The organism is Microbacterium sp. LTA6 (assembly GCF_045690355.1).
In the GTDB taxonomy this organism is placed as follows: Bacteria; Actinomycetota; Actinomycetes; order Actinomycetales; family Microbacteriaceae; genus Microbacterium.
Map to the genome: position 1 here is coordinate 3,625,276 of NZ_CP147855.1, position 25,430 is coordinate 3,650,705.

General features: G+C 66.3%; 26 protein-coding genes. 6 read left to right on the top strand and 20 right to left on the bottom strand.

All coding sequences use genetic code 11. The features are described 5' to 3' along the window. Positions 1-4: 4 nt before the first annotated feature. Positions 5-1,030 carry a LacI family DNA-binding transcriptional regulator gene (locus tag LTA6_RS17385; protein ID WP_341975114.1) on the top strand — a complete coding sequence of 342 codons (1,026 nt, stop codon included), beginning with the start codon at positions 5-7 and terminating at the stop codon, positions 1,028-1,030. Here the strand turns inward: LTA6_RS17385 and LTA6_RS17390 are convergent. From LTA6_RS17390 to rpsO, 9 genes are all read right to left on the bottom strand, one after another. Next, positions 1,022-2,281, bottom strand: coding sequence for an amidohydrolase family protein (locus LTA6_RS17390; RefSeq protein ID WP_341975115.1), 1,260 nt, complete (start codon positions 2,279-2,281; stop codon positions 1,022-1,024). The genes LTA6_RS17385 and LTA6_RS17390 overlap by 9 nt on opposite strands. Next, the gene (locus tag LTA6_RS17395; RefSeq protein WP_341975116.1) at positions 2,271-3,098 is read right to left on the bottom strand and encodes a carbohydrate ABC transporter permease; all 828 of its coding nucleotides are present in this window, start codon (positions 3,096-3,098) and stop codon (positions 2,271-2,273) included. Before LTA6_RS17395 ends, LTA6_RS17390 begins: the two co-directional genes overlap by 11 nt. Further along, positions 3,095-4,060, bottom strand: coding sequence for a sugar ABC transporter permease (locus LTA6_RS17400; protein WP_341975117.1), 966 nt, complete (start codon positions 4,058-4,060; stop codon positions 3,095-3,097). Before LTA6_RS17400 ends, LTA6_RS17395 begins: the two co-directional genes overlap by 4 nt. Further along, entirely contained in the window at positions 4,057-5,361 is a 1,305-nt protein-coding gene (locus LTA6_RS17405; RefSeq protein WP_341975118.1) for an extracellular solute-binding protein, read from the bottom strand. The genes LTA6_RS17400 and LTA6_RS17405 overlap by 4 nt, the downstream gene beginning before the upstream one ends. A 16-nt stretch (positions 5,362-5,377) precedes the next feature. Further along, on the bottom strand, positions 5,378-6,604 hold the full coding sequence (locus tag LTA6_RS17410; protein WP_341975119.1) for an adenosylhomocysteinase: 1,227 nt from the start codon (positions 6,602-6,604) through the stop codon (positions 5,378-5,380). After that, positions 6,601-7,857, bottom strand: coding sequence for an adenosylhomocysteinase (locus tag LTA6_RS17415; protein WP_341975120.1), 1,257 nt, complete (start codon positions 7,855-7,857; stop codon positions 6,601-6,603). Before LTA6_RS17415 ends, LTA6_RS17410 begins: the two co-directional genes overlap by 4 nt. A 190-nt stretch (positions 7,858-8,047) precedes the next feature. Further along, a complete protein-coding gene (locus tag LTA6_RS17420; RefSeq protein ID WP_341975121.1) occupies positions 8,048-8,389 on the bottom strand; it encodes a transcriptional regulator in 342 nt (113 codons plus the stop codon). After that, the gene (locus LTA6_RS17425) at positions 8,379-9,245 is read right to left on the bottom strand and encodes a hypothetical protein (RefSeq protein ID WP_341975122.1); all 867 of its coding nucleotides are present in this window, start codon (positions 9,243-9,245) and stop codon (positions 8,379-8,381) included. Before LTA6_RS17425 ends, LTA6_RS17420 begins: the two co-directional genes overlap by 11 nt. Before the next feature lie 152 nt (positions 9,246-9,397). After that, on the bottom strand, positions 9,398-9,667 hold the full coding sequence (rpsO, locus tag LTA6_RS17430) for a 30S ribosomal protein S15 (protein ID WP_045280509.1): 270 nt from the start codon (positions 9,665-9,667) through the stop codon (positions 9,398-9,400). Between the two features lie 143 nt (positions 9,668-9,810). On the opposite strand from rpsO, the gene LTA6_RS17435 reads away from it, so the two are divergent. Next, the gene (locus tag LTA6_RS17435; protein WP_341975123.1) at positions 9,811-11,103 is read left to right on the top strand and encodes an MFS transporter; all 1,293 of its coding nucleotides are present in this window, start codon (positions 9,811-9,813) and stop codon (positions 11,101-11,103) included. A 28-nt stretch (positions 11,104-11,131) separates the two neighbouring features. On the opposite strand, the gene LTA6_RS17440 is transcribed toward LTA6_RS17435, so the two are convergent. From LTA6_RS17440 to LTA6_RS17465, 6 genes are all read right to left on the bottom strand, one after another. Further along, positions 11,132-11,686: a YceI family protein gene (locus tag LTA6_RS17440; RefSeq protein ID WP_341975124.1), complete on the bottom strand. Its 555-nt coding sequence runs from the start codon at positions 11,684-11,686 to the stop codon at positions 11,132-11,134. 169 nt (positions 11,687-11,855) lie between these two features. After that, positions 11,856-12,224, bottom strand: a complete 369-nt coding sequence (locus LTA6_RS17445) for an FKBP-type peptidyl-prolyl cis-trans isomerase (RefSeq protein WP_102191873.1) — start codon at positions 12,222-12,224, stop codon at positions 11,856-11,858. Between the two features lie 86 nt (positions 12,225-12,310). Then, entirely contained in the window at positions 12,311-13,123 is an 813-nt protein-coding gene (locus LTA6_RS17450; RefSeq protein ID WP_341975125.1) for an ABC transporter permease, read from the bottom strand. 7 nt (positions 13,124-13,130) lie between these two features. After that, entirely contained in the window at positions 13,131-13,958 is an 828-nt protein-coding gene (locus LTA6_RS17455) for an ABC transporter permease (RefSeq protein WP_341975126.1), read from the bottom strand. Positions 13,959-14,043: 85 nt separating this feature from the next. After that, entirely contained in the window at positions 14,044-15,237 is a 1,194-nt protein-coding gene (locus LTA6_RS17460) for an extracellular solute-binding protein (protein WP_341975127.1), read from the bottom strand. A 52-nt stretch (positions 15,238-15,289) separates the two neighbouring features. Continuing rightward, positions 15,290-16,360 carry an ABC transporter ATP-binding protein gene (locus LTA6_RS17465; protein ID WP_341975128.1) on the bottom strand — a complete coding sequence of 357 codons (1,071 nt, stop codon included), beginning with the start codon at positions 16,358-16,360 and terminating at the stop codon, positions 15,290-15,292. Positions 16,361-16,483: 123 nt separating this feature from the next. On the opposite strand from LTA6_RS17465, the gene LTA6_RS17470 reads away from it, so the two are divergent. Next, complete coding sequence (locus tag LTA6_RS17470) at positions 16,484-17,260, top strand: GntR family transcriptional regulator (RefSeq protein ID WP_341975129.1); 777 nt, start codon at positions 16,484-16,486, stop codon at positions 17,258-17,260. Positions 17,261-17,297: 37 nt separating this feature from the next. Next, positions 17,298-18,005: a cache domain-containing protein gene (locus LTA6_RS17475; RefSeq protein ID WP_341975130.1), complete on the top strand. Its 708-nt coding sequence runs from the start codon at positions 17,298-17,300 to the stop codon at positions 18,003-18,005. Positions 18,006-18,134: 129 nt separating this feature from the next. On the opposite strand, the gene LTA6_RS17480 is transcribed toward LTA6_RS17475, so the two are convergent. Continuing rightward, the gene (locus tag LTA6_RS17480; RefSeq protein WP_341975131.1) at positions 18,135-19,430 is read right to left on the bottom strand and encodes a PrsW family intramembrane metalloprotease; all 1,296 of its coding nucleotides are present in this window, start codon (positions 19,428-19,430) and stop codon (positions 18,135-18,137) included. A gap of 88 nt (positions 19,431-19,518) precedes the next feature. Between LTA6_RS17480 and LTA6_RS17485 the strand changes: the two genes are divergently transcribed. Further along, positions 19,519-20,388, top strand: coding sequence for a fumarylacetoacetate hydrolase family protein (locus LTA6_RS17485; RefSeq protein ID WP_341975132.1), 870 nt, complete (start codon positions 19,519-19,521; stop codon positions 20,386-20,388). A gap of 81 nt (positions 20,389-20,469) precedes the next feature. Here LTA6_RS17485 and LTA6_RS17490 read toward each other — a convergent pair whose 3' ends face one another. Next, the gene (locus LTA6_RS17490) at positions 20,470-21,930 is read right to left on the bottom strand and encodes an aspartate ammonia-lyase (RefSeq protein WP_341975133.1); all 1,461 of its coding nucleotides are present in this window, start codon (positions 21,928-21,930) and stop codon (positions 20,470-20,472) included. A gap of 49 nt (positions 21,931-21,979) precedes the next feature. Continuing rightward, the gene (locus LTA6_RS17495) at positions 21,980-22,915 is read right to left on the bottom strand and encodes a phosphodiesterase (RefSeq protein WP_341975134.1); all 936 of its coding nucleotides are present in this window, start codon (positions 22,913-22,915) and stop codon (positions 21,980-21,982) included. A 222-nt stretch (positions 22,916-23,137) separates the two neighbouring features. Between LTA6_RS17495 and LTA6_RS17500 the strand changes: the two genes are divergently transcribed. After that, positions 23,138-23,704 carry a TetR/AcrR family transcriptional regulator gene (locus LTA6_RS17500; RefSeq protein ID WP_341975135.1) on the top strand — a complete coding sequence of 189 codons (567 nt, stop codon included), beginning with the start codon at positions 23,138-23,140 and terminating at the stop codon, positions 23,702-23,704. Between the two features lie 21 nt (positions 23,705-23,725). Here the strand turns inward: LTA6_RS17500 and LTA6_RS17505 are convergent, their stop codons facing one another. Together LTA6_RS17505 and LTA6_RS17510 are read right to left on the bottom strand one after the other, a co-directional pair. Further along, positions 23,726-24,052 carry a peptidase gene (locus tag LTA6_RS17505; protein WP_341975136.1) on the bottom strand — a complete coding sequence of 109 codons (327 nt, stop codon included), beginning with the start codon at positions 24,050-24,052 and terminating at the stop codon, positions 23,726-23,728. Then, positions 24,049-25,401, bottom strand: coding sequence for an inorganic phosphate transporter (locus LTA6_RS17510; RefSeq protein WP_341975137.1), 1,353 nt, complete (start codon positions 25,399-25,401; stop codon positions 24,049-24,051). The genes LTA6_RS17505 and LTA6_RS17510 overlap by 4 nt, the downstream gene beginning before the upstream one ends. Positions 25,402-25,430 lie beyond the last annotated feature (29 nt).

A 25,430-nucleotide genomic window follows, 5' to 3' on the forward strand; every position in this document is an offset into this window, starting at 1 on the left:
CCTTGTGGATGCATCCCGTCCGCGGCGACCGACGCTGGCCGATGTCGCCGCTCTCGCAGGAACTTCGACCGCCGTCGTCAGCTATGTCGTCAACGACGGTCCCCGCGCGGTCTCCGCCGTGACGAAGGAGCGCGTCGAGCAGGCCATCGCCGAGCTCGGCTATCGACGCAATGCCCTGGCCGGTGCGCTCAGCGCCGGACGCGCCGACCTCATCGGGCTGCTCGTTCCGGACTCGGCCAACGCGTTCTTCAGCGAGCTCGCCCGGCATCTGGAGGGTGCGGCTCGACAGCGAGGGCTGCTCACACTCCTCGGAAACACCGGCTACAGCGTCAGCGCGGAGCGCGACTATCTCCACACCTTCTCCGACCTGCGCCCGCGCGGCATCGTGATCGCGACCATCTCCGACTCCCCCGAGCTCGCCATCGACTGCCCCCGTGTGTACGTGCACTCGGCCCCGGCGGAGACGGCGAGCCCGAGTGTCGTCATCGACGATGAAGATTCCGCGGCCGTCGCGGTGAGGCATCTCATCGACCACGGGCACACAGCGGTGCATTGCATCACAGGTCCGACCGATTTCGGGCCGGCCGGACGCCGAGAAGCAGGCTGGCGTCGAGCGATGCGTGCGGCGGGGTATGACACGACCGGTCTCGTTCACCCGATGCCGTTCGACCGTCTCGGCGCCGAAGAGGCGACGACCGCCCTCTTCAACAGCCCTTCGCCGCCGAGCGCGATCTTCGCCGCCACGGACGAGCAGGCGATCGGTGTACTGCGGGCCGCGGCGCTGTGCGGGCTGCGAGTCCCGGAAGACGTCGCGATCATCGGCTTCGACGGCATCAGGGAAGCACTGGCCGGAAGCACTCGCCTCACCACGGTCGCCGTGCCGCTCGCAGAGCTCGCGGCCGTCGTCGTCGACGCGCTCGATGGCGGCGCGCCGGCGGCCCATGTGCTGCACGCGACGCTGTCGATCGGCGAGACCTGCGGGTCGCATGCGGACGACGGATCTCCGATCGCGCGCCCGACGTCAGGCTGAGGCGCGGAAGACCTCTCGCCCACCGGCGACGGTGAGGACGCAGCTTCCCGCGCCGTCGGCGACGAGTGCCTCGTGCACCTCGGTCCCCTCGACGGCGATGTCGAACAGCGCCAGGTCAGCGGGACCGCCGACTGACAGCCCTCCGTAGCCGTCGTCCGCGAGACCCATGGCCTTGGCGCCGCCCAGCGTCGCTGCGCGCACCAGTCGCTCCGCGAGGTCGGAATCCGTGTATCCCTGCTTCCTGGCGATCGCTGCGAGTTCTCTCACGTCTTCCATGAGATCGAGCGATGGAGAGGATGCGAGCGAATCCGTCCCGACGGAGATCTCATGCCCCTCCGCCAGGTAAGCGGCGACGGGCGCCTCGGCGAGACCGATGACCCGGTTCGATCTCGGGCAGAGGGCGACCTGCGTTCCCCTGGCCAGAAGCAGGTCGCGTTCCGCCCGGTCCAGGTAGATCGCATGGGCGACGTGGGTGGTCTCGCTCAGCAGTCCGATGGCATCCGCATATTCGCCGGTCGTGTGACCGACGCCGCCCTTGCGGACCAGTTCGAACTCGTCACGGAGGTCGCCGTAAGCACCGAGGACAGTCCTGTCGCCGTGACGATAGAAGTCGGCCTCGGCGAAGGACTCGCCGAGATGGGAGTGCACGCGGAGACCGCGATCGGCCGCGATGCGCACCAGATCGGTGACCACGGATCCGTCCAGACTGTATGCCGCGTGCGGAGAGATCCCGCGACGGGCATCTGTCGGCTCCTCGAGCCACGCCAGGAAATCGGCTCGGCCCCCCTCCCGCCAGATGCGATCGAACTGGCCGATCGCCTCGAGGTACTCGATGCCGCCGACGCCGCATTCCGGCAGTGCCCCGCGCGCCGGGGTGTCGGTGACGATCTCGGCGAACACGGTCGTGCCGGACGCGATCGCCAGACGTGCGCCTTCCCGTGCGGCCTCGTGCCACGACGCGGGCTCCACCGCGTCGTAGAGTTCGCCGAACACGAACGACCACTCCTCGAAGCTCGTGTAGCTCCCGGCGCCGATCTCTCGGAATCCGGTGTACTGCAGATGCGTGTGCGCGTTGACGAGACCGGGCACGATCACGCCGCGCTGACGCGGAGCATCCGTCCACCGGCGCGGAAGGTCGGCCTGCGGACCGATCCAGGCGATGCGCCCGTCCTCGACGACGACGGCGCCGTCACGTATCGGAGCAGCGACGACCGGCACCACCCAGTCCGCCGCGTAGACCTCACTTGTCACTGACTCCTCCGAAGCCCTTCGCCAGCGCCTTCTGCGCGACGGCGAAGACGACCAGTGTCGGCAGGAGCGCTACGAGCGCCGCAGCGGCCTGCCCCTGCAGATTGACGTCTTCCCGAGTGGACAGCGAGGTGGCTGCGAGCGGGATCGGGTACACCGAAGGATCTCCCTGAAGAAGCGTGGCGGATACGAGCAGGTCGCCGAACGTCCAGACGAACACGAGCGCCACCACCGACGCGATGGCCGGAAGCGCCAACGGCACCGCGATGGAGCGGAAGATGCGTCCGAGTCCGGCTCCGTCGAGCGTCGCAGCCTCGAACAGCTCCGGTGTGAGCACCTGACGGAAGAACGTGTGCACGAGGTAGAGCGCGAACGGCAGACTGGCGACGCCGTTGATGAGCCCGGCGACGACCAGGTTGTCGGTGGCCCCGCCACCCGCGAGGATCACGAACACCGGGATCAGCCAGGCGATCATCGGAATCGCGTAGGCGGAGACCAGCAGCCAGCGCAGGCCGTCGGCGACGCGACCCTGATGCACGCGGAACCAGAACGCGCCGGCGAGGGCGGTCGTCGTACAGACGGTGCACGCGACCAGACACACCAGCAGCGAGTTCAGGAGCGCCCTGCCGAGATCGGCTTCGAACCATGCCTCGATGATGTTGTCGAGGGTGAACGCCTTCGGGATGCCGCCAGGGGCGGCGATGTAGTCCTCGCGCGTGCGCAGGGCAGTGCCGATCAGGAAAACGAACGGCACGATGAACGGAATCGTGATGAGCGCGGCGATGGTCGTCCTGACGCGGCGCTGGGTACGGATGCTCATGCCGTCGCCTTCTGCCCGATGACGCGCCGGATCAACTTCGGCACGAGGATGCCGAGCACCGGTACGAGCACGATCATCAGCACCAGCACGACGGATTCCGCCGCTGCGGAGCCGAAGAAGCCGAAGCGCATGAACTTCTGGTAGATCGCGAAGTCGAGCGTCGTGCTGGCGAGGCCCGGTCCGCCTCCCGTGAGCACGTAGATCCAGGAGAACATGAACAGGAAGATCGAGATCACCTGGAACATGGTCCACAGCACCACGGTCGGTCGGATGGCAGGAGCTGCGATGTGCCAGAACTCCTGCCAGAACCCGGCGCCGTCCAGGCGCGAGGCCTCGAAGATCTCCTGCGGCACGGCGCCGAGCGCGGCGGAGAAGATGAGCACTCCCGTTCCGAACCCTGCCCACAGTACGAGAACGATGATGACGGGCTTGACGAGGTCCTGGTCCGTGAGCCACGGGAGCGCCAGAGCGTGCCAGCCGATATCGGTGAGGAAGCTGTCGAGCGGCCCTTTGGTGGACAGCAGCGATCGGAAGACCAGACCGACGATCGCCGGAGACATCACCGCGGGCAGGAAGTAGATCGATCGCCACAGACCGGGTCGGGCGACGTGTTCACGCAGCAGGTAGGCCACGACGAGCGGGGCGATCACCCACAGCGGAAGTCCGAGGAGATAGAACAGCTGATTGCCGACCACCTGCCAGAACTCGGGATCGGCGAAGAGCTCCGTGTAATTGCCGACGCCGATGAACGTCGACACTCCTCCCGGCTGCCAGTCGTAGAAGGACCGAAAGGCGAGGTAGATCAGCGGGGCGAAGAACACCCCGACCTCGAGCGCGAGCACCGGCAGCAGGAACAGCAGGTTTCCGCTGAGAATCGGGGTGCCTCGCCGCGCACGGGCGCGCGTCGATCGGGAAGGGCGCGTGATGGCGCCCTCCCCGATCTGCGAAGCGGGGTTCGTCATTTGCTCTTGTCGTAGGCGGACTGCGCCTGCTCGGTGAATTCGTCGATCGTCAGGTCGCCGCCGATCAGCGGGGCAGCGTTGCGCTCGTAGACGGCGAGCACGCTCAGCGGGAACGATGCGAAGCCGGTGTGATTCTCGTCGGCCTGCATCAGGGGCAGGTAGGCCTTCTGGATGTCGGTGGTGCCCTCGACCTCGAGGTTCTTCACGTTCGGCGGCACGCCGACGGCGTTCCACAGGATCTCCTGCGCTTCGGCGCTGGCGAGGAAGTTCACGAAGGCTGCGGATGCTTCAGGGCTCTTCGTCCATTTGGTGACGGCCCAGCCTGCCTCGGCGCCCGCGTCGATGAGCTCCTCGTACTGCGAGTCGGGCACCTGCGGAAGGCGCATCACCGTCGTGCTCGGAACCGTCTCGCTCGCCGTGCTCGCGGTGGAGAGCGACCCCATCGCGAACATCGCAGCGGTACCCGCGTAGTACTGGTTGAACGCGTCGTCGTACATGTTCACGCCGAGGTTCTCGTCGCCGCCGAAGCATCCGGCGTCGTTCATGTCGAGGATGTACTGCGTGCCCTTGGTGAAGAGCTCGTCGTCGACCGGAACATCGCCGGCGACCCAGCTGTCCAGCGTCTCCTTGTCCATGAGCTGGCTGGAGATCATGTACATGAACGTCTCGAACATGTAGCCGTCCTTCCAGCCGGAAGCGAACGGCTGGATGCCTTTGGCGTGCAACTGCTCACACGTCGAGAGCAAGCCGTCCCAGTCGGCGATCGACGTGGCCGGGTCCAGGCCCGCCTGTGCGAAGAGCTCCTGATTCACCAGCAGCGCATAGCCGTAGGTGCCGGTGGGGAGGATGTAGAGGTTGCCGTCCTCCGAGTGGTTCTCCGGGAGGAACTTCAGGTTCTCCTCGACCTCCGGAAGCATCGCATCCTGCAGCGGGTAGAGGCCGTTGCGATAGCTGTAGGCCTGCGCTCCGCCGTACATCGTGACGACATCGGCACCCTTGCGCGCGACGGTGGCGTTTCGCACCTGATCGAAGTATGTCGGGTACGGCATGGTGGTCAGTTCGACGGTCACCTGCGGGTACTTGTCCTGGAAGGCGGCGATCACCGCCTCGTAGGCCTCGGCTCCGCCGTCGTAATTGTCAGGGAGGAAGGACCACACGGTGATCGTGGTCTCCCCCTCGGGCACGTTCGCCGGGTCGAGCGCTTCGGCGCTGGGCGCTGCGCCCTCGGAGCATGCGGCGAGCGCGAGAGCGCCGGCCGCCAGCAAGCCGGCCGCTGCAATGCGGGTCCTGTTCTTGATCACGGGAAATCCTCTCGGTTCACCAGCTGCGCATCGCGGCAGCGAGGTCATCTGTCATCGGTTCGAGGGATGCTCCCTCGTGAGCCAGGCGGGCGATGGCGACCGCCTGTTCGAGTGCCTCGGGAAGCGGGTGGACACCCACGCCCCAGTCCTTCGCCGTCGTCGCGATGAGTTCGGCCGCCAGAGCCTGCAACGAAAGCGAGAGGTCCATCACCTCGATCGGGTTTCCCTCACCGTCCGTGCAGTTCAGGCAGTCGCCCTCGCTGATGACGAGGACCGTCGTGCCGTCGGCACGGGTGTACTGGGTGACACCGGCGCGAACGGAATCCGCTGTCCCGAGAGCATCCAGTTCCGGCATCGGAAGCTCGAACGCGCCACCACCTGCCGTGCAGAGGATGACGCCGTCCGGCATCTGGTCCACATGCGCAGCGGTGACGGCTCCGGCGATCCCGGTCGCAGCGAAGACCACCTCCGCGGTCGGCGCTGCGTCGGCAAGGCTCATCACCCTGTACCCGTCGTGCAGTGCCTGCAACGCCTTGATGGGGTCGAGTTCGGTGACGACGACGCGCGCGCCGAGCGCAGCCGCGTGAAGGGCTACACCCTTGCCCACCCAGCCGTATCCGACGACGACGACCGTGCGTCCGGCGATCTGCAGGTTCGTCACGTCGAGCAGGGTCATCACGCACGACTGGCCGGTGCCGTACACGTTGTCGAAGAGGTACTTGGTCTTGGCATCGTTGACCGCGACCACGGGGATGCGCAGCGCGCCGTCGTCATGCATCGCCCGCAACGGGCGCACACCGCTCGTGGTCTCCTCCGCAGCCCCCAGGAGGCTGCCGACGAGGGCGGGGAACTCGCGGTGCGCGAGACGGATGATCGATGCGCCGTCGTCGAGGATGATGTCGGGCGCGGTACCGAGGTACTCCCTGGCGAGTTCCAGGTCTCGCTCATCGCCGACGCCTTCCTCCGCGAACACGGCGAGCCCTTCTGCGGCGAGGGCATCTGCGGTCTCCTGGTCTGTTGACCGACCCGAGCAGTACACGCTGACCTCCGCCCCGGCATCGCGCAGAGCGAGCGCGAGGTTCGCGGTCTTCGGCTCGAGTACCAGCCCTACTCCGATGCGGTGTCCTTTGAGTGCTCCAGACTCGGCGAGGCGTACCGAGATCCCGCGGAGCACCGGCATCCCTCTGCCTGCCCAGGCGATCCGTCCGGCTCCGGCACGCGCCCGCTCTTCGAACGTGCTCATGGTGCGATCCCTTCGCTCAACCAGTCGGCCGCGTCGTCTTCCTGCTCCGCCCGCATCGGGTCGAGCTCCACGCCCAGGCTCGCGAGCTTCGCAGCTGCGATCGCGTCGTCGAGCTCGGCGGGAATGATGTGCACGCCCGGCTCGAGACCAGCGGTCACCAGGTGATGTGCGCCGATACCCTGAACCGCGAACGTGAGGTCCATGATCTCGACCGGATGCCCGCTCCCGCCGGCGATGTTCACGAGCGCTCCCCCGGACAGGACGTGAAGATCGCGATCGCCGATTCGATATGTGTCGATCTGCTCTCGAGGCGAGGAGATGGCGGACGCCGCGGCGGCGAGTGCATCGACGTCGACTTCGAGATCGTGGTGACCGGCGTTGGCCAGGACGACGTCGTGCCGGAGGAACGGCAGATCGCGCTCGCCGATCGCTCGCATCCCTCCGGTGCCGGTGACCACGAAGGTCGCGTCCGGCAGCACATCCCGGGCGGCGCCGACGGCGTGGCCGTCCATGAACGCTTCCAGGGCGCGCACCGGGTCGACTTCGATCACGCTGGTGCGAGCTCCCATCGCCTTGGCGTACTGCGCGATACCGCGGCCGACGTACCCGTAGCCCACCACGCAGAATCCGGCTCCGGCGATCTGACGGTTCGTCAGGCGAAGCATGGCCTGCACCGTGGTCTGCCCGGTGCCGAACTTGTTGTCGAAGAGGTGCTTGCAGCGTGCGTCGTTCGCCGTGAGCGCCGGGAACGGCAACCGCCCGGCTTCGTGCATGCGGTGCAGACGCGCCGTCCCCGTTGTCGTCTCCTCCGAGACTCCGCGGAGTCCTGCGAACAGCTCGGGGCGGTACTGACTCATGCGCATCGTCAGCTCGGCGCCGTCGTCGATGATGTACTCCGGTGCGTGGTCGGCTGCGATCAACAGCTCTCGCTCCCAGGAGTCGTAGTCGCCATCAGGTTCAGCGACGACGGTGAGTCCGCGTTCGCGGAGGGCCTCGACGACATCACCTCGGGTGGTGCGCGGATTGCTGCCGGCGACGATCACCTCGGCTCCGGCATCCGCGAGCACGGTGGCGAGGAAAGCTGTCTTGGCTTCGAGATGCACCACGACGGCGATCCGCTTGCCTTCCAACGATCCGTCGGAGATGCGCCGACGGACGAACCCGTCCAGCACCGGCGAGTGGCGGCGCACCCATTCGATCTGCGCCCGTCCGACGTTCGGGTCTCCCGAGCGCGAATCCTGTGTGACATCCATCGAGACTCCGTACAGAGTTGTGTCCTGCGTGATTGCATCCTGCGCGCGGATCGACGGGTGTCCGATCCGCGTGCTTCCGCCTATCTAAGCGGTTAGAACCGCTGATGACAAGAACCTCGTGGGTGTCGACCACCATAGCAGGGGAAACGACGACGTCAACGTGTCTGTTGAGGCTGCGGACCGACCCCGATCACGAGGGCAACTGTCGGCCACCCAGTTCGACGATCTCGCGGAGCGCCTGCAGGTGACCGCCGAACGCGTTCGATCCGTCAGCAGTGGCACGTACCCACGTGCGTGGTCGGCTGCCGACAATTCCTTTGCGGACGATCACGTAGCCTGCCTCATGCAGGTGTGCGATCGCCTTGCTGAGCGCGGAGTCCCCGACCTGGAGGATGTCGGCGAGCGTTCCGAAATCGAGTTCAATGGCCTCGTCCAGGGAGGCCATCAATGAGAACCGGATGGGACTGGCGAAGTTGTCGTCCAGGCGCGTTCGCGGGTGCGGCGAGCGCGTCGGCTGCGGGTCAGTCGGCATCGCGACCGTCGAAGAACGCGGCCGCCACGAATGCCAACACGACAACGACCGCAGCGATCGAGATGATCAACGGGTCGAGCGGCTGACGGAACTGCACGAGCACTGCGCAGGCGAACACTGCCCAGCCCAGCACGAACGCCGCCCATTGCGGCCAATACCAGACCGCACCCAGTGCCGGAAGCCGGTCGCTGATCTGCACCGCGATCCACCAGCCGAGCATCAGGAGGATCAGCGCCATGCTGAACAACGATGCCGGCACCGAATACGCCACGGAGGTGATCGCGATCGCAATGCCGAACACGGCGCCGATCGTCAGGGTGAAGTTGCGAGCGACCGTGGCAAGGGGCGCCCGGGCGCGCCGAAGGACCGCTGGACGTGCGCGGCGGAGATCGCGTACGGCGAGTCCGCCGAAGACGAGGAGGACCAACCCGCCTGGCGCCAGGCGCAGAACGAACGGGATGTCCGCGCCGACGATCTGAGTTGCGATACCGACGACGACGCCAGCGACGGCGACGAACCCGAAAAGCGCATACGCCCAGCGCTCTGTGCGCCGCAGCCGCGACTGGAAGCCGAAGCTCTCCTTGAGCTCGCCGGACAGCTGGATCCACACGAGTAAGAGAGCGATGAGCGTGATGAATGACGAGCTGCTGGAAGATCCGAACCCGAACATCATCACGGACAGATAGACGGCCAGCGCGGCCGCCTCCGCCAGCGCGACCCACGCGATTCCACGCCGATCGATTCGCTCCTCCCGACGCGTCGCGACCACGTCGACCTCATCGAGGTACGCCTGCGCGACATCCGCGGTGGGCGGTTCCAACGGCTCGGCCGCCGATAGCGGTTTCTGCTCCATCATCGCCCTCCCCAACTTTCCGGTAGGAAAGTCCATCTTCACTTTCCTACCGGAAAGTCACGATGAGGTCAACGAACCACGCGCAGCAGAAACGACGAAGGCCGCCCCACACCTGGGACGGCCTTCGGAAGAAGTGCGATTGATCGCTGGGTCGCTCAGCGGCGAAGCCCAAGACGCTCGATCAGCGAGCGGTAACGCGCGATGTCGATGTCCTGGAGGTAGCCGAGCAGACGACGGCGCTGACCCACCATGAGGAACAGGCCACGACGCGAGTGGTGGTCGTGCTTGTGCTCCTTGAGGTGTTCGGTGAGGTCCTTGATGCGCTGCGTCAGCATTGCGACCTGCACCTCGGGGGATCCGGTGTCACCGGGGTGCGTCGCGTACTCTTCCATGATCGCCTTCTTGGCGTCAGATTCGAGTGGCATAGATGGGATCCCCTTTCAGTTCGTTGCGCGGCGCCCAACACCTGATGTGCGAGCTCTCTTTATCCGCGGCCGATCAAACGGCAACCTGAAGAGTCTACCAGCAGCGGCGCCTGCCTCTGCACACGGGCCGATAGCCTCTTCAGGTGCAGTTCTCCCGCGGGCATCTCATCGACCTCACTCCCCTGCGGGCCTCCCCGGCCTTCGCCCGGATGTGGGTCGGCTCGTTGCTGACCGGCATCGGCGGCCAGCTCACGATCGTCACCGTGATGCTGCACGTGTTCGATCTCACCGGCAGCACCTTGGCGGTCTCGATGATCGCCGTCGCCGGACTGGTGCCGATGGTCGTGGCTGGCCTCTACGGAGGGATGCTGGCTGACGCGTTCGACCGACGCAAAGTCGCGCTGATCGCCGCATCGATCGCCTTCTGCGCCACGGCACTTCTGGCGGCGCTCACCTGGGCCGGCGCCGAGACCATCTGGTGGCTGTACGCACTCAGCATGATCATCGCCGCGACGAACTCGGTCGGCTTCGCCACCCGAACCGCCATCGTGCCGCGACTCATCCCCCTCGACCAGCTGGCCGCCGCATCCGCTCTGAACGGAATCTCCTTCGGCATCACGGTGATGGCGGGCCCTGCACTCGCGGGGCTGCTCGTCGCGCTCACCGGCTTCGGGTGGACGTACACGATCGACGTCATCCTGATGACGTCGATGTTCCTCGGCCTATGGGCCCTGCCGGCGCTGCGCCCGGAGGGCGAGACCGTGCGCCCAGGGCTGGCATCCCTTGTCGACGGGTGGCGGTTTCTGCGCCGAGCCGGCAACATCCGGATGCAGTACCTGCTCGACATCATCGCGATGACCTTCGGGCAGCCGCTCGCCCTCTTCCCCGCCCTCGGTACGCTGCTGCTGGGCGGAGGGGCCGTCACGACGGGAATCCTGACGGCAGCGGTCGCCGTCGGGACGTTCACGTCCAGCCTGTTCTCGGGCCGCGTGGTGCAGTACCGCTGGCATGGCCGCGGCATCACCCGTGCGATTCAGGCCTACGGCGCAACGATCGCCCTGTTCGGAGTAGTGCTGCTGATCGGCGCGTTCACGCCCGGCACATCCGAGACCTCGCCGAACATCATCCTCATCGTGTGCGCGTGCATCGCGCTCGCACTCTCGGGCGCCGCAGACAACGTCAGCTCGATCTACCGCAACACGATGATGCAGGCCGCGGTCCCCGACGCGATGCGCGGCCGCCTGCAGGGTGTCTTCATCATCGTGGTCGCCGGTGGACCTCGCGTCGGAGCCCTCTACGCCGGGGTTCTCGCCACGGCGACGTCGCTGTGGTTCCCCCCACTGCTGGGCGGATTCCTGGTCATCGCACTCGTAGCGATGCTTGCCAGGACGAACCCGCGTTTCCGCGGCTACGACGCACTGAACCCCGAGCCCTGAGGACCCGGGGTTCAGACGGCCGAGGGCGTCAGCTCTGCTCGAGAGCGCCCTGCAGGTCGAGGCTGATGGTGATCTCCTTGCCGACGAGGACTCCGCCGGTCTCCAACGCGGCGTTCCAGGTCAGACCGAAATCCTCGCGGTTGATCGTGGTCACCGCCGAGGCGCCGGCCTTGTAATTGCCGTAAGGGTCGGTGCCGAATCCACCGAAATCGAATTCGAAGCTCACCGGCTTCGTGACGCCGCGGATCGAGAGGTCGCCGTCGACGAAGAAGTCGCCGCCCTCGACGCGGGCGCCGGTGGAGACGAACTCCATGGTCGGGAAGTTCTCGGTGTCGAAGAAGTCCGCCGAGCGAAGGTGCGTGTCGCGACCGGAGTCCTTGGTGTCGATGGAGGTGACGTCGACGCTCGCCTCGACCTTCGCCTCGAGCGGGTTCTCGGGCGCCACCAGGGTCGCGTTCTTGATGCCGAAGGTGCCGCGCACCTTCGAGATCATCATGTGGCGGACGCTGAACGTGACCTCGCTGTGCGCGGGGTCGAGGACCCAGGTGCCTGGACGGTAGCCGGGGATGTCGATGCTGGTCATGGTTGCTCCTCTGGGGACGTGGACCGCTGCTGCGGCAGGGGCCGCTTCTGCGGCATCAGAGGAGACAACTCACATTCACATGAATGTATTCCGATGAATGTGAAATTGGCCCCGAATGCAGAAGACGCCCCGATCATCAGATCGGGGCGTCTTCTGGAAAAAGGGGTGATCAGCCGACAGCGACGAGGTCGATGATGAAGATCAGCGTCTTTCCGGAGAGGAAGTGACCTCCGCCGGCCGGACCGTATGCCAGCTGCGGCGGGATGACCAGTTCACGGCGTCCGCCGACCTTCATCCCGGGGATGCCGTCCTGCCAGCCCTGGATCAGACCGCGCAGCGGGAACTGGATGGTCTCGCCACGCCCCCAGGAGGAGTCGAACTCTTCGCCGGAGTCGAACTCGACACCCGCGTAGTGGACGGTCACGGTGTCGCCGGGCTTCGCCTCAGCGCCGTCGCCTTCGATGAGGTCCCGGACCACCAGTTCCGTGGGAGCGGGGCCGGTGGGAGCGTCGAACTCGGGCTTTGTGCGATCAGTCATGACTCCATCCAACCCGAGCGTCCCCGCCGGGTCAACGCAGATGATCCGCTGAGCGCGAACGCACGGGCCGGCTCAGCTCGGGCGCATCATCCGCGATCCGTGATGTCGCGCCCGAGCCGCTGGGACACCCACACCGGGATGAACGAGGCGAGGATCACGATCGTCGCGACCACGTTGACCGTGTTGGCCTCATTCGGACGCGCCATCTGGTTCATGATCCACAGCGGCAATGTGTCGACTCCCGGCGGAGCCGTGAAGATCGTCACGTACACCTCGTCGAAGCTGAGCGCGAAGGCGAGGATCGCCCCCGCGATCAGGGCGCTGCGGAACTGCGGGAAGGTGACCATCCGGAACGTCTGCCACGGTGTGGCGCCGAGGTCCTGGGATGCCTCCTCGATACTCGGATTCAGCCGACGCAGTCGAGCGAGGACGTTGTTGAACACCATCACGATGCAGAAGGTGCCGTGCGCGATGATCATCCCGTAGAAGCCGACCTGGATGCCGATGGGCTCGAGCATCCGGTTGTAGGTGTTGTTCAGCGCGACGCCTGTGACGATCCCTGGGAGGGCGATCGGCAGGACCACCAGCAGGTTCACCGCCCGCTGGCCGAAGAAGGAATATCGCTGCAGCGCGAAGGCGACGAGCGTGCCGAGGATCACCGCGATCACCGTCGCCCCGCTCGCGACCAGGACGGAATTGAGCAGAGCGATCCGCACCGGCTCGCTCGAGAACGCCTTCCCCCACCACTCCAAGGAGAAGCCGGTGACCGGCCAGCTGACGATCCGCGCCGCGTTGAATGAGTTGAGGACCACCAGTCCCAGCGGGATGTACATGAAGGCGAGGATGACCGCGACGAGGACCCCGAGGATCGCTTTGGAAGTGCGGGACAGTCTCAGCATGAGCCGCTCACATCCTTTCGAGAGCACCGGTGCGCTGAACGCTCACCAGGTAGATGACGACGAACGCGATCGGGACGAGCGAGTACGCCGCGGCGAGTGGCGGATTCAGGTTGATGTTCGAGGCGATGACACTGCCGATCATCTGGGTGTCGCCGCCGACGAATCGTGCGACGAGATAGTCGCCGAGGCTGAGCGAGAACGTGAACACGGAGCCGGCGATGATCGCGGGCTTGATCAGCGGAAGCACGACGGTCGTGATCGTGCGCCAGGAGCCTGCGCCGAGGTCGGCGGAGGCATCGAACAGGTTCGGCGGCAGCTGCCGGATCGCGGTGTACACCGGGACCGCCATGTACGGAAGCCACAGGTACGTCAGCGTGAGGACGACCGTCCCGAGCGTGAAGCCGGGCCCTTCGATACCGAACGGTGCGAGCATCCAGTTGAAGAACCCCTCCTTCGTGAACGTGATGCGCATCGCCAGCACCTTCACCAGATATCCCGCCCAGAGGGGCAGGGTGATCGCCACCGCCAGCAGGGCCCGCAGCCACGGCGCGGCCACTTTAGCCATGAAGATGCCGAGCGGCACCGCGATGAGGATCGACAGCACGGTCACGCCCAGGGCGATGCCGAGTGTTCGGACCGATGTCGAGAGGTAGGCCGGGTTGATGAAGAGCTGCTCGAAGTTGCGCAGCGTGAACCCGGGTTTCACTTTCGAGGTGAATGGATCCGTCACCCAGAAGGCGGTCACCAGCAGCATCACCAGCGAGAAGATGTAGATCCCGATGAGCCAGGTCATCGGGAGGGCCAGGAGGCCGGCGATGCGTGTGCGCCGCGTCATGTCGATCCCGTCGTCGTCGTTGCGGAAGCTTCCGTCCCTGGGCGGGACCGGAGTCCCGCCCAGGGCGCGTTGGATTCGTCGTCTCTCAGCCCTTGACCGAGAGCCAGGCATCCGTCCACTGCTGGAAGTTGGTGCAGGTGGCCTCGTCAGCGGGGCGACCGTCGATGCACTGCTCGATCGGGGTGGTCCAGAACCACACCTTCTCGAAGTACTCCTCGTTCGTGGCGTTGTAGTACTCGCAGTGCACCTTGGCCTCGTCGCTCGTCTCGCAGAATGCGGCGTTGGCCGGTGCCATGCCGAAGTTCATCGCAATGGCACCGTTCACCTCCGGAGTGGAGGCGTAGTCCATCCACGCATAGGCGCAGTTCGGGTTCTTGGCCTCGGTCGCCAGCATCCAGGCATCCGACCAGCCCGTCGAGCCCTCCTCGGGCAGCACGCTCTTGAACTTGTCGTCTTCGGTGAGCTTGCGCAGCACCTCCCACGACGTGCCGAGCACGGTGGTGCCACCGGCGAACGACGTGATCTGCGCGGCGGGGTCCGACCAGTATTCGGAGACGATCTCGTTCTGCTGCTTGAGCAGCTCGACGGCCGCGGCGAGCTGCTTCTCGTCGAGCGCATACGGGTTCTCGATGCCGAGATCAGGCTCGTGCGCCATCAGATAGACCGCGGCATCCGCGATGTAGATCGGAGCGTCGTACGCGATGACCTGACCGGCGTACGGGCTGTCCTTCTCCCAGGCGACATCCCAGCTCGTTGGCTCCTCAGTGACGACATCGCTGTTGTACTGGAGGATGTTGGCGCCGCGACCGATCGGGATGCCGTACGACTTGCCGTTGATCGTGTCGTAGATCTGCCCCTTCATCCCTTCGACGATGTCGTCGCCGAAGCTCGGGATCAGCTCGAGGTTGAGAGGCTGCACGTCGCCGCCTGCGATCAGGCGCAGGCTCGCGTCGCCCGATGCGGACACGAGGTCGTAATCGCCGGTGCGCATGAGCTGCACCATCTCGTCGCTGGTGCCGGCGACGCGGCGATTGACCGTGCATCCGGTTTCCTTCGTGAACTCGTCGCTCCAGGCCGGTTCGACGAAGCCGCTCCAGGCGACGATGTTGACGTCGCTCTCGTTCTCGCCGAGTTCGCCGAGCATGGGGATGTCGGGTACCTCGATCTGGAGTTCACCGTTGCCTTCGGTGGACGGCTTTTCACCCCCGCCAGAACAGGCGGAGAGCGTGAGGACGGCGACGGCCGCCATTGCGGTGGTGGCCAGGATCTTGTGACGCATGGATCGCTCCTTTGTGATCAGTGCTGCAGGGTTTTCAGTGGTGCCGGTTGCTTCAGGGAAGCCGGGCCGCATGCTCAGGGGTCCATGCGGCTCGAACGAGATCCCCGCGGCCGAAAGCCGCTCCGGACGTGGGGTGGTGGGCATTGGGCTGCTCGGCGATGATGTCGACTCCGGCGTCGGCCGTGACCAGATAGCGGGTGGCCGGGCCGGTGTAGACGACCTCGCGGACCGTGCCGGTCAGTGAGACGTCACCATCGCCGAGTGGTTCGTCGCGCGCCGTCAGACGCACGCGCTCCGGACGGATGCTCATCGTCCGACGGTCACCGGTGAGATCCTCGGCGAGTTCACCGCCGATGAGGTTGGAGAGACCGAGGAAGCGGGCGACGAACTCGGTCTGCGGGTATTCGTACACCTCGCGAGCCGTGCCGACCTGTTCGATCCGTCCGTTGTTGAACACGGCGACGCGGTCGCTCAGCGTGAGCGCCTCCTCCTGGTCATGGGTGACGAAGATGAAGGTGATGCCCACCTCCCGCTGGATCTGCTTCAGTTCGATCTGCATCTGCTCGCGGAGCTGCTTGTCGAGGGCTCCGAGCGGCTCGTCGAGCAGCAGCACCTGGGGACGCAGGATGAGCGCCCGCGCGAGGGCGATCCGCTGTCGCTGACCACCGGAGAGCTGGTGAGGCAGGCGATCGGCGACGTGGTCGAGCCGCACTTGCTCGAGGGATTCGTGCACGCGACCTGCGCGCTCTCGGCGTCCTTCGCCGCGAACGCGCAACCCGTAACCGACGTTCTCGGCGATCGTCAGATGCGGGAACAGCGCGTAGTCCTGGAACACGGTGTTCACCTGGCGGGCGTGCGGTGGCGTCCTGGTGACATCGACACCGGACAGGCGGATGCTGCCGCTCGTCGCTTCCTCGAAGCCGGCGATCATCCGCAGCACCGTGGTCTTCCCGGAGCCTGACGGGCCGAGCATCGAGAGGAACTCGCCGGAGGCGACATCGAGATCGAGGTCGCGGACGGCTGTGAACTCGCCGAAGGACTTGGTGACACCGCTCAGCGTCACACTTCCCGGCGCGGCACGGTCGTCGTCGACTGCCGCAGTGGCGGGGGCCGTAGCGATCATCTCGCTCTCCTCTGGTCATCATCGAACGTGAAGGTGGATTAAACATATAAACCCAGAGGTAATATTTCAAGAGGCAGTTTTCGCCGTTCACCGCGGAAGGTGGAGAATCGCAGAATGGAATCGATGGCGATGTCGCGTACGGCACAGGATTCCGAGGCGCGTCCCGCCACCACTCAGCATCCGCACCGGCTGCAGGGCGCCCTGTTCCAACCGATCGGAGACGAGGGCCGGGCCGAGCTCGTCGAACGACGCCTGGTCGACGCGATCACGCGCGGCCATCTGCGCGCGGGAGAACGGCTCCCCTCGGAAGCAGACCTCTCCAAGAGCCTGGGCGTCGCCCCGGTGACCGTGCGCGAGGCGCTGCTCGCGCTGCGCGGCCGCGGACTCGTCATCACCAAACGCGGACGCAACGGGGGCAGCTTCGTCGCCGAGCACGCCGACCCGCTCTCCTTCGCACGCGAAGCCCTGCGTACCTCATCCCGACTCGCTCTGCGCGACCTCGGCGCTCATTACGCCGCGATCACCGGCGCGTGCGTGCGCCTGGCAGCGCGGCGCGCTGACACCTCGGAGACCCAGCAGGTGCGGCGACGGATGGAGCGGCTCGCCGACCTCGACCCGGAACAGCAGCGCCGGCTGCTCGACGACGTGCAGATCGAACTCGTCGCGCTGAGTCAATCGGCGCGATTGACCCGTGAGCAGATGAAGCTGCAGGCCGAGCTCTCCCCCTACCTCCGACTCGTCGCGCACGAAGTCGAGGATCATCGCCGCCAGGCGGCCCACCTCCTCGCGGTGATCGATGCTGTGGAGAAGGCGGACGCGGAAGCGGCCGGCAGGCAGACGGAGCTCATGGTGACCGAAACGATCGACGCGCTCATCGAACTGCAGACGCGGATCAGCTGAACCACATGCCCACCATCGACGTGCACAGGAGGACGTGATGAGTACGAAAACCCCCACTGCGATCGACGCAGCGGCAACGATCGTGCGGGAGTACTTCTCCTCGCCGATCCGCGCACTGCTCGGTTGGGTCACACCACTGGCCGAACAGCTCGCTGCCGTCGAGCGCAGCGGCCCTCTCACCAGGGCGAAAGTCGACGCACTGGTGCGGCCGTATGCTCTGGAGACGCTGGACCTCCCCGGCGTGCCGGTGTACGGTGCCGGGTTCATCGCCGCGATCGACCTGCTCTCGGATGCGCGCAGTCATCTCGCCTGGTGGCAGGGTGCGGAGCGCAAGCAGCTGGTTCTCGCATCACAATCGGTGAACAAGGAGAACATCGACTACAGCGCCCTCGAGTGGTATCGGGTGCCGATGTCGACCGGCGACCCTCACGTCGCCGGTCCCTACGTCGACTATCTCTGCAGCGACGAGTACACGATCACCATCGCGGCGCCCGCCGAGGTGAACGGCACCCGCATCGGGGTGGCCGGCCTCGATCTGCTCGTCTCCGCCGTCGAGCGCGAACTCACACCGAGGTTCACCGCGCTCGGGCACGAAGTGACGCTGACGAACGGCGTCGGCCGGGTCGTCGTCTCCACAGACCCGAGATGCGCCACCGGAGATTCCATCCGCGGCAGCCGACTCGAGGGGCTGCCTCGTATCGCCTGCGAAGGCGTCGCGCTCGACGTCATCGTCGAAGAGATCTGAGGGGGAATTCCGGATCTCTCTTGACACCCCGATCACGCGGGTGCACCCTGTTTACAGATCAACTCAGCGCCCGGGCGTCATGCAGGCATCGCCGCAGCACCGGGCGCTGAGTCTTGCTACGACAAGCTCTCAGTACGCGAGCAGCGCCGCCCTCGTCGCACGGGTGCGGATGAGCAGCGCACGTTCGTCCTCTGCGGCGAGCGGGTCGCGTCCGCTGATCGCCCGCTGACGGACAGCGGCAAGCGCCGCTGAATCCTTGATGAACTCGCGCATCAACGGGCGGCGATCGCCGCGCAGAGAAGCCGCCCACTGCAATCCGGTCTTGCGTCCGGCAGGGGTCGCGAGCATGGTCACCTCTTCCGGGGTGAACCATCCGGCAGCCGCGTACTCCCCCAGCCGCATCCGCGTCAGCCGGGATTCCTCCCGTCGCAGCGCGATGATCCCGAGGATGAAGCCGATGAACAGCGGCACCTGCAGGGTGAAGTACAGGCCGAAGAAGTCGGCGAAGGTCGCCGAGCCGTTCCAGAAACCGTGCAGCAGGATGGCGCCGAGCATTCCGAGCAGGCCGGCGCCGAGCGCCGCGCCCACCGGAGCATGCCGCCGCGCGGCCAGACCGATCGCGAAGCCGGTGAGCGCGGTGAACATCGCGTGGGCGAACGGCGACAGCAGCGCGCGCATCACGAACGTCACCGTGAGCTGCTCGCCGCCGCCCTCGATCAGGCTGATCGCGAAGTACTGGATGTTCTCGGTGAACGCGAACCCTGCGCCGACCAGAGCCCCGTAGACGACGCCGTCGACCGGGCCGTCGAAGGCACGGCGCGCGGTCAAGTAGATGAGGAGGACGCCGAGGCCCTTCCAGAACTCCTCGACGATCGGAGCCTGGATGACGGCAGCCACGGCGTCGGATCGCTGGCCGAAGAGAAGGGTCAGTCCGAGATCGAAGAGCAGAGTGAGCCCGATGGCGGCGATCGCGCCCCAGGCGACGGCGAAGAACAGGATGCGCTTCGGCTCCGGCTCCCAGCGGTCGATCAACCGCACCCCGAGGAAGACGATCGTCAGCGGAATGAGCGCGAGCACCATCCCGATACCGGATGCCAGCGCACCAAGCGCCCAGACGAAATAGCCGATCAGGGCGATCAGCAGAAAGCCGAGTGCACCGAAGAGCCAGATCGAGACCGTGCGGCCTTTCCTCGCCGGGACCGGCAGGCTCGGCAGGGACGGCGCCGGAGACGGGGCGGCGGGCGCCGGAGGTGCATAGTGCGTCGGCTGCGCGAGTGCCGATCCGTACTCCGGCTGCGGAGACCTCGGCGGCAAGTACGGCGACTGCGCATACTGCTGCGCAGAGTACTGCGCTGCTGCCGGTTGCGCCGGCGGCGGTGTGTACGACGGCGGCTGCTGCGGCTGGGACGGTCCTCCGGAACTCATAGCCAAAGCATATGGGGAACAAGCATTGCGCCCGCGGTCTGGCGAAGTCCTCCAGGAAGTTCGTGCTCGTCACCGGTAGCGTAGAGGTATGCGGTTCGCTCATCTGCGCCGTGCCGATTCCTCTCACATTGCTCTTGCAGTGGTGGAAGACGCCGATGCCATCCTCGTCTCCGATCTGATCCCCGACGCACCTGCGACCCTGCAGGAGCTCATCGAGGGCGGTGCTGACGCGCTCGACGCGATCAGGAGCGCTCTGGGCTCGAGCACCGCTCCGCGGCATCCGCTCGGCGACTTCGGTTATGCATCTGCCGTGCTCGCTCCCCCGGCCGTGCTCGCCGTCGGGCTGAACTATGCCGCGCACTCCAGCGAACTCGGCCTGAAGACCGACAGCGCGCCGACGGTCTTCACCCTGTGGCCGAACTCGCTGACCGGTCACGAACAGACGACGTCCTGGCCGCGGTCCCTGAGCGAATCAGTCGACTACGAGGCCGAACTCGGCGTGCTCATCGGCACACCGGCCAAGGATGTGTCCGCGGACCGGGCGCTGTCGTACGTCTGGGGTTATACGGTCGTCAACGACATCACCGCCCGCGACATCCAGTTCTCCGAGGCGCAGTGGTCGCGATGCAAGTCGTTCGACGGCTTCACTCCGACCGGCCCGTTCGTGGTCACCGCAGACGAGGTCGCCGACCCGCAGGATCTGCATATCTGGACGATCGTCGACGGCCACACCGTGCAGGATGCCTCCACCGGTCAGATGGTCCGCTCGGTGGCGACGTTGATCGCACACTTGTCCCAGTCGCTCACACTGCTGCCTGGCACCTTGATCTCCACCGGCAGCCCCGGAGGCGCCGGCTACTCGCGCGATCCGCAGATCTTCCTCCGTGATCGCTCGACGGTCACCGTGGGCATCGACGGCATCGGCGAGCTCACAACGCACTGCCGCATTCTCGGCTGAGAGCTTCGACGCACTCCGAGGCGGAAACGACAGAGGGCGGATGCTGCACGCTGCAGCATCCGCCCTTCGTCATCGGGCCACTCAGATCTCGGTGAGATCCTCGGCAGCGATGATCGGGATCGCCGCCGTCACCGCTTCGAGTCCGGAGAGTCGGGCGGGCGAAAGCTGCTTGATGACCTCTTCGCGCGACATGAGCCCTGCTTCGACGACGAGGTCGGCGACGTTGCGATTCGTCAGCAGTGCCGCCTTGGCGAGTGCCGCCGAGGCCGCGTATCCGATGAACGGCGTCAGGGCGGTGATGACGCCGACCGATGCACCGACCATCGCGCCGAGACGGTCGCGGTTGGCGGTGATGCCGTCGACGCAGTTGACGCGCAGCGTCCACATCGCCTGACGCATCCAGGTGATCGACTGGAAGATCGAGTGCGCGATGACGGGTTCGAAGGCGTTGAGCTGCAGCTGACCGCCCTCGACCGCCATGGTCACGGTCATGTCGGCACCGACCACCGCGAACGCCACCTGGTTGACGACCTCCGGGATGACCGGGTTCACCTTGCCTGGCATGATGCTGGATCCTGCCTGCCTCGCCGGCAGGTTGATCTCGCCGAGACCTGCCTGGGGGCCTGAGGAGAGCAGTCGCAGGTCGTTGCAGATCTTGGACAGCTTGACCGCATTGCGCTTCAGCGACGAGGAGAAGGACATGAACGAGCCTGTGTCGCTCGTCGACTCGACGAGGTCGGTGGCTGTCTCGAGGTCGAGGCCGCTGATCTCGCGGAGGTGCTTGAGCACGACGGGCGCGTAGTCCACGTGCGTGGTGATGCCCGTGCCGATGGCGGTCGCGCCCATGTTGATCTCGAACATCAGCGACGCGTTCTCGCCGAGGCGGCTGTGGTCCTCGCCGAGGGTGGTCGCGAAGCCGTGGAACTCCTGGCCGAGCGTCATCGGCACGGCGTCCTGCAGCTGGGTGCGGCCCACCTTGAGAACGTCGTGGAACTCCACGGCCTTCCCGAGGAAGGAGCGTCGGAGGAGGTCGAGTTCGTCCAGCAGCGACTGCAGCGTCAGCGACAGGCCGATCTTCACGGCCGTCGGGTACACGTCGTTGGTCGACTGACTGCGGTTGGTGTGGTCGATCGGCGACAGGAAGGCGTAGTCGCCCTTCTCGCGTCCGGCCATCTCGAGCGCGATGTTGGTGATGACCTCGTTCGCGTTCATGTTCGTCGAAGTCCCGGCACCGCCCTGAATCACGCCGACGGTGAACTGATCGTGGAACTCGCCGTCGATGACGCGCTGCGCTGCCCGGTCGATGAGATCTGCCCGCTCCGCGTCGAGGACGCCGATCTCCCTGTTCGCGCGCGCGCTGGCCTGCTTGACCATCGCGAGGGCCCTCACCAGGTCGGGGTAGACCGAGATGGGGCGCTTGGTGATCGGGAAGTTCGCGTCGGCGCGGGCGGTGTGAATGCCCCAGTACGCGTCGACGGGGATCTCCATGCTCCCGAGGGAATCGGTCTCGGTGCGGGTCAGGGCAGGCGCGGCAGAAGCCATGTCACATCCTTGTGGGTGGTGGCGGGTGAGAGGAATTCGGGGGATGCTTCTATTCTACGTCGCTCCGCGAGTGGGTCTTGCGGGCGAACGCTTCGAGGCGCTCGGCCGGCGTCAGCCCGGACATCTGCTCGAGCCACGCCTCGGAGAAGTAGTCACCGGTGGGAGCATCCGTCACCGGCACCACGGTGTGCGTGATCGTGTCCGGGTGCACGTGCACCAACTGGAACGACTGCGCGGCATCCATTCCGTTGACCGCGGATGCCGGCAGCGCGACGTTCATCGTGTAACAGGTGGCGGACGCCACGCTCACCGGAACGCCCGCGAAGGTGCCGTGTGCGGAGTAGTGGAGATGCCCCGCGAGGATGCCGCGGACATCACTGCCGCGGATCACCTCTGCCAGTTCATCCTGATGCTGGAGTTCGAGGATGTCGAAGAGCGGGATGTGGCTCGGCAGCGGCGGGTGGTGCATCGCGAGCAGCGTGCCGTGCGGGGCAGGCTGACGGAGCTGCTCGGCGAGCCACGCCCGTTGCCCGCCGTCGAGGTCGCCATGGTGCCATCCGGGCACACTGGTGTCCAGGGCGATCAGCCGCAGCCCATCGAGATCCCAGACGCCGGTGACGGGTTCTTCGGTGGGAGCGAGATCGAGCAGCCCCTCCCGAAGTGCCGGGCGTTCGTCATGGTTCCCTGCAACCCACACGACGACCGCGCCGAGCTCGGCGGCGACCGGTTCGACAGCATCGCGCAGCCGTCGATACGCCTCGGGCTCTCCCAGGTCGGCGAGGTCACCGGTGATCACGATCGCGGCCGGATTCGGATGCACGACCCGGATCGCTTCGAGCGTCCGTGCGAAATTCGCCTCGACGTCGTACCGTCCGGCGAGGCGGACTCCCCCTGCGAGATAGTGCGGGTCGCTGACGTGGATGATCACGTGGGATGCCGGCTCGTGACGACCGAAGACGTGCTCGCTGGCGGAGGGCGCAGACATGGCATCAGCCTAGGCGGCGAGACGGACGATCGCCTCGCCGCCTCCGGAATCACGCCTCGTGTCGACGAGCGTATTCCGAGAACACGACCCCTGAACCGAACACCGTCGTACTCACCTCCTCGAACTGCGCGGGGTGGTACGGACGGGTCCCGAACAGGGGGATGCCATCACCGAAGAATGAAGAGATTACAGCACCTGTAGTGGTTGCGCTAGGGTGAGCTCATGGCAAAGAACGAGGCGAGACGCCGCACGATCACGGATGCCGGCCTCCGGGTGCTCGCGCACGACGGCTCCCGCGGACTCACCCATCGCGCGGTCGACCTCGAAGCCGGCGTGCCCACCGGGACGACATCGAACTATTTCCGCACCAGGGACGCCCTCATCGAGGGGCTGGTCGAACGCATCGGCGAGCGGCTGGCGCCGACCCCGGAGGATCTCGCCGCGCGCGCGTCATCCGTTCCGAGCCGAGCACTGTTCGCGGACTACCTCCGCGACATCGTGCGTCGGCTGAGCGACGATCGCGACGTGACGCTTGCGTTGTTCGAGCTCCGCTTGGAAAGCAGCCGACGTCCGGAGCTGGCTGCTGTGCTGGGCGCCTGGCAGCGATCGGGTCTGGATGCCGACGTCGATTTCAATGCACAGGCAGGCCTCCCCGGCGGGCGGCGGGAGATCGCGCTGTTCCACTATGCGATCGACGGGCTCCTGCTCGACCGTTTGACGACGCCGATCGATCCTGAGACATCGACCGACGATGTGATCGATGACCTCGTCGCGGGGCTCCTCGGCTGAACGCCGCAGACTGACCGTCGCTCAGTGCCCGAGGACGATGATCAGGATGCCGGTGACCACGGCGACGGCGCACAGGGCGAAGCATCCGTAAGCACCGACGAGCGACAGACGTTTCTGCCCATCCGTGAGCGGGCTCTTCTTGGCGGCCTTCGCCGCCTGCTTCGCGGCGCGCTTGAGCTCTTTCTCAGAGATCACGGTGATCGCGTCTGTGAACTCGGCCGGACTCACGACCGGCGCGTGCCCGCTGCGCACCAGGAGGCGCAGTCCCACTGCGTAGAAGGTGACGATCGCCGCGGCGCCGATGAGCGCGGCCGCGAACACCTGGATGAAGGCGAACCAGTTGATCACTTCGACTCCTCGTTCGTACCGTCGGCCGTGTCCGTTTCAGCCGGTGACGCCGCACGGGCGTCCGATCGCGCGGCGGCCTTGGCCTTCTTCGCTGCCGACTTCGCCTTCTCCCTGGCGTGCGCCCTGGCCTTGGCCTCGGCCTTGGCCCGCTCGAGGCTCTGCTGTCGACGAGTCGGCGGCGGGGCATCGGGAAGGTCGACGGCCATACCCGACTCGGCCACATCGCTCATCGCGTTCGCGTGGGTGACCACGTTGCGACGGGAGCGCAGGAAGAGGCCGATGATGATGGCGACCGCGATCACGGCGTCGATCGCAACACCCCAGTTGCCCAGCCACTGCACCAGCAGCGCGGCCATCGCCCCGACCGCTCCGGCAGCCGGGAGCGTGAGCAGCCAGCCGATCCCGATGCGTCCGGCGGTCCGCCAGCGGACGGTGGAGCCGCGGCGGCCGAGCCCCGAACCGATGACGGAGCCGGACGCGACCTGCGTCGTCGACAGTGCGAAGCCGAGGGCGCTGGAGGCGAGGATGGTCGCGGCCGTCGAGCTCTCCGCGGCGAAGCCCTGCGCAGGCTTGACGTCGGTCAGCCCCTTGCCGAGTGTGCGGATAATCCGCCAGCCGCCGAGATAGGTGCCGAGGGCGATCGTGAAGGCACACGCGACGATGACCCAGAATTCCGGCTCATGATGCTCGTCGGACTGCCACCCGATCGTGATGAGCGCGAGTGTGATGATGCCCATCGTCTTCTGCGCGTCGTTCGTGCCGTGCGCGAGGGCGACGAGGGACGACGTGAAGATCTGCCCCCAGCGGAAGCCGTCGCGACCGTCAGGCTTGCCGTCGTAGCGCCGCGTGATCGAGTACGCGATCTTCGTGGCGATGAAGGCGATGAGTCCCGCCGTGAGCGGCGCGATGAGCGCCGGCAGGATGATCTTCGACAGCACGATGCCGAAGTCGATTCCCGTGAATCCGACCCCGACGAGGGTCGCGCCGATGAGGCCGCCGAACAGTGCGTGCGAAGAGCTCGACGGCAGGCCGAGCAGCCAGGTGAGCATGTTCCACGTGATCGCGCCGATGAGTCCGGCGAAGATCAGCGGCAGGAACACCTCGGCGCCCATCTCGCGGATCGCGTCCTCGCGGACGATCCCGCCGGAGACGGTCTTGGCGACCTCGGTCGATAGGAATGCGCCGACGAGGTTGAGGACGGCGGCGAGAAGGACTGCCGTTCTCGGCTTGAGAGCACCGGTCGCGATGGGCGTGGCCATCGCGTTCGCGGTGTCGTGGAAGCCGTTCGTGAAGTCGAAGAAGAGTGCAAGTGCAATGACAAGCACGACGATGAGGGCTGCGGTTTCCACCGTTCACTTTCGGTCGATTCGAAGAAGAA

Coding starts and splice junctions, on each gene's coding strand:
- LTA6_RS17410 (WP_341975119.1), bottom strand. CDS start 6,604: ATGAGCACGTTCGAAGAGCGGGCGCGTGCCGGAGCCGGACGGATCGCC.
- LTA6_RS17415 (WP_341975120.1), bottom strand. CDS start 7,857: ATGGATGTCACACAGGATTCGCGCTCGGGAGACCCGAACGTCGGACGG.
- LTA6_RS17395 (WP_341975116.1), bottom strand. CDS start 3,098: ATGAGCATCCGTACCCAGCGCCGCGTCAGGACGACCATCGCCGCGCTC.
- LTA6_RS17455 (WP_341975126.1), bottom strand. CDS start 13,958: ATGACGCGGCGCACACGCATCGCCGGCCTCCTGGCCCTCCCGATGACC.
- LTA6_RS17480 (WP_341975131.1), bottom strand. CDS start 19,430: ATGAGTTCCGGAGGACCGTCCCAGCCGCAGCAGCCGCCGTCGTACACA.
- LTA6_RS17445 (WP_102191873.1), bottom strand. CDS start 12,224: ATGACTGATCGCACAAAGCCCGAGTTCGACGCTCCCACCGGCCCCGCT.
- LTA6_RS17470 (WP_341975129.1), top strand. CDS start 16,484: ATGGCGATGTCGCGTACGGCACAGGATTCCGAGGCGCGTCCCGCCACC.
- LTA6_RS17465 (WP_341975128.1), bottom strand. CDS start 16,360: ATGATCGCTACGGCCCCCGCCACTGCGGCAGTCGACGACGACCGTGCC.
- LTA6_RS17460 (WP_341975127.1), bottom strand. CDS start 15,237: ATGCGTCACAAGATCCTGGCCACCACCGCAATGGCGGCCGTCGCCGTC.
- LTA6_RS17490 (WP_341975133.1), bottom strand. CDS start 21,930: ATGGCTTCTGCCGCGCCTGCCCTGACCCGCACCGAGACCGATTCCCTC.
- LTA6_RS17450 (WP_341975125.1), bottom strand. CDS start 13,123: ATGCTGAGACTGTCCCGCACTTCCAAAGCGATCCTCGGGGTCCTCGTC.
- LTA6_RS17440 (WP_341975124.1), bottom strand. CDS start 11,686: ATGACCAGCATCGACATCCCCGGCTACCGTCCAGGCACCTGGGTCCTC.
- LTA6_RS17495 (WP_341975134.1), bottom strand. CDS start 22,915: ATGTCTGCGCCCTCCGCCAGCGAGCACGTCTTCGGTCGTCACGAGCCG.
- LTA6_RS17485 (WP_341975132.1), top strand. CDS start 19,519: ATGCGGTTCGCTCATCTGCGCCGTGCCGATTCCTCTCACATTGCTCTT.
- LTA6_RS17425 (WP_341975122.1), bottom strand. CDS start 9,245: ATGATGGAGCAGAAACCGCTATCGGCGGCCGAGCCGTTGGAACCGCCC.
- LTA6_RS17475 (WP_341975130.1), top strand. CDS start 17,298: ATGAGTACGAAAACCCCCACTGCGATCGACGCAGCGGCAACGATCGTG.
- LTA6_RS17420 (WP_341975121.1), bottom strand. CDS start 8,389: ATGCCGACTGACCCGCAGCCGACGCGCTCGCCGCACCCGCGAACGCGC.
- rpsO (WP_045280509.1), bottom strand. CDS start 9,667: ATGCCACTCGAATCTGACGCCAAGAAGGCGATCATGGAAGAGTACGCG.
- LTA6_RS17400 (WP_341975117.1), bottom strand. CDS start 4,060: ATGACGAACCCCGCTTCGCAGATCGGGGAGGGCGCCATCACGCGCCCT.
- LTA6_RS17500 (WP_341975135.1), top strand. CDS start 23,138: ATGGCAAAGAACGAGGCGAGACGCCGCACGATCACGGATGCCGGCCTC.